This window comes from Pantoea sp. MBLJ3 (assembly GCF_000816655.1).
GTDB classification, from domain to species: domain Bacteria; phylum Pseudomonadota; class Gammaproteobacteria; order Enterobacterales; family Enterobacteriaceae; genus Pantoea; species Pantoea eucalypti.
On sequence record NZ_JSUT01000004.1, the window covers coordinates 242,627 to 249,186 of the forward strand.

The window sequence follows — 6,560 nt, forward strand, 5'->3', positions numbered from 1 at the left end:
TCATCTTCCTGCAAAAATGCGTAATATACGCCGCCTTGCAGACACAGTATGGCCATTCTGACTTCATGCGTATTGGAAACCTCCAGCTGAGAAATCGACTGATTGCAGCACCGATGGCCGGTATTACCGACAGGCCGTTCAGGGCGCTGTGTCACGAAATGGGTGCAGGTATGGCAGTTTCTGAGATGTTGTCTTCTAACCCGGAAGTGTGGGCTAGCGACAAATCCCGATTACGCATGGTTCACAGTGATGAGCCAGGCATTCGCGCCGTGCAAATTGCCGGTTGCGATCCCAGTGAAATGGCGCAAGCTGCACGCATTAATGTTGAGGCTGGTGCACAGGTCATCGACATTAATATGGGATGCCCTGCCAAGAAGGTTAACCGCAAAATGGCGGGTTCAGCCTTGCTGCAATATCCCACCGTGGTGGAGTCTATCCTCTCCGCAGTGGTTAATGCAGTGAATGTGCCGGTTACGCTGAAAATTCGTACTGGCTGGGATCCTGAAAACAGGAACTGTGTCGCGATTGCCCAATTGGCTGAACGCTGCGGTATACAGGCTCTGACGATACATGGGCGCACTCGTGCCTGCCTGTTCAACGGAGAAGCTGAATATGACAGCATTCGGACAGTTAAGCAGAGTGTCTCCATTCCGATTATCGCGAATGGAGACATAACTGACCCGCATAAAGCCAGAGCGGTGCTCGACTATACAGGGGCCGATGCTCTGATGATAGGACGCGCTGCTCAGGGAAGACCGTGGATCTTCCGGGAAATCCAGCATTATCTGGACACTGGGGAGTTGCTTGCCCCGCTGCCAATGGCAGAGGTCAAGCGCTTGCTTGTTTCGCATATACGTGAGCTGCACGACTTTTACGGTTCAGGCAAGGGATACCGTATAGCGCGAAAGCACGTCTCCTGGTACCTGCAGGAGCACGCCCCGAATGACCAGTTTCGGCGCACATTCAACGCCATTGAGGATGCCAGCGAACAGCTGGAGGCGTTGGAGGCATACTTCGAAAATCTTGCGTAACGAAATAAAGAGCTGAAAGAACTATGTTCGAACAACGCGTAAATTCTGACGTACTGACCGTTTCTACCGTTAACTCACAGGATCAGGTAACTCAAAAACCTTTGCGTGATTCGGTTAAACAGGCACTGAAGAACTATTTTGCTCAACTGAATGGTCAGGATGTGAGCGACCTGTATGAGCTGGTTTTGGCTGAAGTCGAGCAGCCTCTGTTGGACATGGTGATGCAGTATACCCGTGGCAACCAGACCCGTGCTGCCCTGATGATGGGTATCAACCGCGGTACGCTGCGTAAGAAATTGAAAAAATACGGCATGAACTGATTTTTAGTTCTGTCTGTTAATCACGCCAGCCTTCGGGCTGGCGTTTTTATTTGTGCCTGTTCACACAAATTCATCGCCAGACCAGTGAAACATTTGCGGGTAATATGGTAACTATAGTTGCAATTGCTGGCGTGATATTTCACCTTCTCGCTTTTGCTTGTGCTGATTTGACTTAATCTCTCTTCTGAAAATCACCCAGCCCAAACCCCTGCCAGTGCTGGGGATGTGACTTTCTACGCATTAAAAAAGCAATACCACCCCTTCGTACATATATGCATGAGCGATTGCTCACACTGCTCCCATGTAGTGAAACTATTTGCACTAATTGTGATCGAGTCGACTCGCATTGCTTCCTTTTGGTGCGCCATATTAGCGAAACTTTCTAAGTACTTCCGAATATTAACCGTTCTTTCATATGAATTCAGGATTCTGCAAAACTGGCATCAGCTTTGCAAAGTCGTGGATGGCTGACCGCCATAGACAGGAAAAAAACGCACATTAAAGTGCGCAAACATAACAACATGATCCCGCCACACAGGATGCTTTATGAAAAAGATGATGCTCTCTACGCTGATCGCCGCCGCCTCACTGGTTGGCCTTGCTCAGCAAGCACACGCAGGCACCACTCTGGATGCGATAAAGAAAAAAGGTTTTGTTCAATGTGGTATCAGTGACGGCCTGCCGGGCTTCTCCTACGCAGATGCGGGTGGCAAGTTTACCGGTATCGATGTAGATGTGTGTCGTGCGACGGCTGCCGCTGTGTTTGGCGATGCGACCAAAGTGAAATATACCCCGCTGACTGCGAAAGAGCGCTTCACCGCGCTGCAGTCAGGCGAAGTGGATGTGCTCTCACGCAATACCACCTGGACTTCATCGCGCGATGGCGGCATGGGCTTTCTGTTTGCGGGCGTGAACTATTATGACGGTATCGGCTTCCTGACTCACAAGAAAGCCGGCCTGAAAAGTGCGAAAGAGCTGGATGGCGCGACGGTCTGTATTCAGTCAGGTACCGATACCGAGCTGAACGTGGCGGACTATTTTAAAGCCAACAAAATGCAATATACGCCAGTGACCTTTGACCGCTCTGATGAATCTGCGAAAGCACTGGATAGTGGACGCTGCGATACGCTGGCATCTGACCAGTCTCAGCTTTACGCCTTACGCATTAAGCTCGGCAAGCCTGACGACTTTATTGTTCTGCCAGAAGTGATCTCCAAAGAGCCGCTGGGGCCATTGGTACGTCGTGGTGATGATGACTGGTTCACCATCGTCAAATGGTCGCTCTATGCCATGCTGAATGCGGAAGAGATGGGTATTAACTCGAAAAACGTCGACCAGATGACAGCCAAACCAACGACACCAGACATGGCACACTTCCTGGGCGCCGAAGGTGATTTTGGTAAAGATCTGAAGCTGGATAATAAGTGGGCCTACAACATCGTTAAGCAGGTAGGTAACTACCAGGAAAGCTTCGATCGTAACGTCGGTAAAGATAGCGCACTGAAGATCGCACGTGGCCAGAATGCGTTGTGGAATCAGGGCGGTATCCAGTACGCACCACCGGTACGTTAACAGACCTCACCAATCGGGCACCGTATTCTGCGGTGCCCTGCCCCAGCTCTCGTATTGAGGTTTCAACATGTCACAACGCCCAACCGTGAAAAGGGATTTTTCATTTGGTAATCCCACGGTTCGCGCCTGGATTTATCAGCTCATCGCCGTCGTCGCGGTGCTTGGTGTGGTGGGTTATCTGGTGCATAACACCATTATTAACCTGGACAATCGCGGCATTACATCGGGGTTTGGATTTCTTGAACGCACTGCCGGTTTCGGCATCGTTCAGCATCTTATTGAGTACACGGAGGGAGATACCTACGCGCGCGTGTTTCTGGTTGGATTAACCAACACGCTGCTGGTCTCTGCGCTCTGTATTGTTTTTGCGTCGATTCTCGGATTCGCGGTCGGTCTTGCCCGCCTGTCTGACAACTGGCTGCTGCGGAAGCTCTCAAATATCTATATTGAAACTTTCCGTAATATCCCGCCTTTGCTTCAGATTTTCTTCTGGTACTTCGCGGTTTTACGCAATCTGCCAGGCCCACGCCAGGCGCTGAATGCGTTTGATCTGGCGTATGTCAGTAATCGCGGACTTTATGTGCCGTGGCCGACCTATGCACCTGGCAGCTGGCCGTTTGTTATCGCACTGCTTCTGGCGGTAGCGGTGAGCTATGCTCTGTACCGCTTTAACCGCCAGCACCAGTTAAAAACCGGTGAGTTACGTCGCACCTGGCCCGCAGCCGTTGGAATGCTGATTCTCTTTCCTTTGCTTGCGCATCTTGGGTTTGGCGCAGCGATGCACTGGGATGTGCCGCAACTGCGTGGATTCAATTTCCGCGGCGGCTCGGTGATGATACCGGAGCTGGCGGCACTGACGCTGGCACTGTCGATCTATACCTCGTCGTTTATCGCTGAAGTGATCCGCTCAGGAATTCAGTCTGTGCCGCATGGGCAGCATGAAGCCGCCCGGTCGCTGGGTCTGCCGAGTCCGGTAACGCTGCGCCAGGTCATCATCCCTCAGGCCATGCGCGTCATTATTCCGCCGCTGACCAGCCAGTATCTGAACATCGTAAAGAACTCCTCACTCGCCGCCGCTATCGGTTATCCCGATATGGTGTCGCTGTTTGCCGGATCGGTGCTCAATCAGACTGGTCAGGCCATTGAGACGATCGCTATCACGATGGGCGTTTACCTGATTATCAGTCTGCTGATATCGATGCTTATGAACTTCTATAACCGCAAAATTGCGCTGGTTGAGCGTTAAGAGAACGGGATAACTATGTCTGTGACTACGCATGAAACGCCCCCCGTCCCGACGACGCCTGTCAGTCGCGCCTGGCTTTGGGCTCGTAAAAATCTATTTTCCAGCTGGTTTAACACGTTACTGACGCTGTTCTGCATCTGGGTAATCTGGCACGTTATTCCGCCCGCGCTGAACTGGCTGGTCTTTCAGGCAAACTGGATTGGCACCACGCGCGCCGATTGCACCAAAGAGGGAGCCTGCTGGGTGTTTATCCATGCGCGTTTCGGCCAGTTCATGTATGGGCTTTATCCGCATGAGTTGCGCTGGCGTATTAATCTGGCGCTGGTGATCGGCCTGGTGTCGATTGTGCCGATGTTCCTGAAGAGCCTGCCGTATCGTGGACGCTACATTGCGGCATGGGCCGTGATCTATCCGGTGATTGTCTGGTTCCTGCTGTATGGCGGGTATCTGGGGCTGGAGCGTGTCGAAACACGTCAGTGGGGCGGATTAACGCTGACGTTGATTATCGCGTCGGTCGGTATTGCCGGTGCGCTGCCGCTGGGTATTTTGCTGGCGCTTGGCCGTCGTTCACGTATGCCGGTGGTCCGCACGCTGTCGATTATCTTTATTGAGTTCTGGCGTGGCGTGCCGCTGATTACGGTGCTGTTTATGTCATCAGTGATGCTGCCGCTGTTTATGTCTGAAGGTACTAACATCGACAAGCTGGTGCGCGCACTGGTGGGCGTCATTCTGTTCCAGTCCGCCTATGTGGCCGAGGTGGTTCGCGGTGGTCTTCAGGCACTGCCTAAAGGCCAGTATGAAGCAGCCGAGTCTCTGGCGCTGGGGTACTGGAAGACGCAGATGCTGGTGATTCTGCCGCAGGCGCTGAAACTCACCATTCCCGGTCTGGTTAACACCATTATTGCACTGTTTAAAGATACCAGCCTGGTCATCATCATTGGTCTTTTCGATCTGTTCAGCAGCGTCCAGCAGGCAACGGTCGATCCGACCTGGCTGGGGATGTCGACTGAAGGTTATGTCTTTGCTGCACTGGTCTATTGGATTTTCTGTTTTAGCATGTCGCGCTACAGCCAGTATCTGGAAAAGCGCTTTCACACCGGGCGTACATCGCACTGAGGTTTTACATGACTGACTCTATGACACACACTTCCGACGCGTTGATGATTTCGCTTGAGAACGTGAATAAATGGTACGGGCAGTTTCACGTACTGAAAGACATCAACCTGCAGGTCAAACCCCGTGAACGCATCGTGCTGTGCGGGCCTTCCGGCTCCGGCAAATCGACGACGATCCGCTGTATTAATCATCTGGAAGAGCATCAGCAGGGTCGCATTGTTGTTGACGGTATCCACCTGAACGATGATGTGCGTAACATTGAGCGCGTGCGCACCGAAGTGGGCATGGTATTTCAGCACTTTAACCTCTTCCCGCACCTGACCGTATTGCAGAACTGTACGCTGGCACCTTCGTGGGTGAGAAAGATCCCTAAGAAGGAAGCAGATGAACTGGCCATGCATTATCTGGAACGCGTGCGCATTGCCGAGCATGCCCATAAATTTCCAGGCCAGCTCTCTGGTGGACAGCAGCAACGTGTCGCCATCGCCCGCTCACTCTGTATGAAGCCTAAAATTATGCTGTTTGATGAGCCAACGTCAGCACTGGATCCTGAGATGGTTAAAGAGGTGCTGGATACGATGATTGGTCTGGCTGAAGACGGGATGACCATGCTGTGCGTCACCCATGAGATGGGCTTTGCCCGCACCGTGGCTGACCGGGTGATCTTTATGGATCGGGGTGAGATCGTCGAAGTTGCGCCACCGCAGGAGTTCTTTGCGAACCCTAAATCGGAGCGCACACGGGCGTTTTTATCGCAGGTTATTCACTGATTACTGGCTCAGTGATCTTACAACCCGGCCTGGTGCCGGGTTTTTTATGGCCTGAAAACTGTCTGAATGCGCTCATTGCGTGGATGCACTGATGCACTGATGCACTGATGCACTGATGCACTGATGATGAACGCGAAGAGTGATGGACTGCTATGAGGGTGTTTTATTGCGGACTTCCACAATGAAAGTGGATTGCCGCAACGAAAAAAGCCCTTCGCATACGCGAAGGGCTCTCTCTTATTTGATGCCTGGCAGTTCCCTACTCTCGCATGGGGAGACCCCACACTACCATCGGCGCTACGGCGTTTCACTTCTGAGTTCGGCATGGGGTCAGGTGGGACCACCGCGCTACAGCCGCCAGGCAAATTCTTTTATTTACCGAACTCGTGTCTTAACTGGTGCTGATACCCAGAGTCGAACTGGGGACCTCACCCTTACCAAGGGTGCGCTCTACCAACTGAGCCATATCAGCACACTAAATTTGATGCCTGGCAGTTCCCTACTC

6 protein-coding genes, 1 tRNA gene and 1 rRNA gene are annotated in these 6,560 nt (G+C 52.3%); 6 read left to right on the forward strand and 2 right to left on the reverse strand.

The genetic code is table 11. The annotated features are described in order from the left end of the window. The first annotated feature begins 65 nt into the window (after positions 1 to 65). From dusB to NP77_RS06440, 6 genes are all read left to right on the forward strand, one after another. Positions 66 to 1,031 (forward strand): tRNA dihydrouridine synthase DusB, encoded by a 966-nt coding sequence (gene dusB, locus NP77_RS06415; RefSeq protein ID WP_008925814.1) that lies wholly within the window; start codon positions 66 to 68, stop codon positions 1,029 to 1,031. 23 nt (positions 1,032 to 1,054) lie between these two features. Continuing rightward, a complete protein-coding gene (gene fis, locus NP77_RS06420) occupies positions 1,055 to 1,351 on the forward strand; it encodes a DNA-binding transcriptional regulator Fis (RefSeq protein WP_003855228.1) in 297 nt (98 codons plus the stop codon). 546 nt (positions 1,352 to 1,897) lie between these two features. Beyond that, positions 1,898 to 2,923, forward strand: coding sequence for an amino acid ABC transporter substrate-binding protein (locus tag NP77_RS06425; RefSeq protein WP_003855224.1), 1,026 nt, complete (start codon positions 1,898 to 1,900; stop codon positions 2,921 to 2,923). A 67-nt stretch (positions 2,924 to 2,990) separates the two neighbouring features. Next, on the forward strand, positions 2,991 to 4,169 hold the full coding sequence (locus tag NP77_RS06430) for an amino acid ABC transporter permease (protein WP_003855223.1): 1,179 nt from the start codon (positions 2,991 to 2,993) through the stop codon (positions 4,167 to 4,169). 15 nt (positions 4,170 to 4,184) lie between these two features. Then, a complete protein-coding gene (locus tag NP77_RS06435) occupies positions 4,185 to 5,285 on the forward strand; it encodes an amino acid ABC transporter permease (protein WP_003855220.1) in 1,101 nt (366 codons plus the stop codon). 8 nt (positions 5,286 to 5,293) lie between these two features. Next, positions 5,294 to 6,055, forward strand: a complete 762-nt coding sequence (locus tag NP77_RS06440) for an amino acid ABC transporter ATP-binding protein (protein WP_003855214.1) — start codon at positions 5,294 to 5,296, stop codon at positions 6,053 to 6,055. Positions 6,056 to 6,301: 246 nt separating this feature from the next. On the opposite strand, the gene rrf is transcribed toward NP77_RS06440, so the two are convergent. Then, positions 6,302 to 6,417: ribosomal RNA gene (gene rrf, locus NP77_RS06445) — 5S ribosomal RNA — on the reverse strand. 34 nt (positions 6,418 to 6,451) lie between these two features. Then, positions 6,452 to 6,527: transfer RNA gene (locus NP77_RS06450), tRNA-Thr, on the reverse strand. Positions 6,528 to 6,560 lie beyond the last annotated feature (33 nt).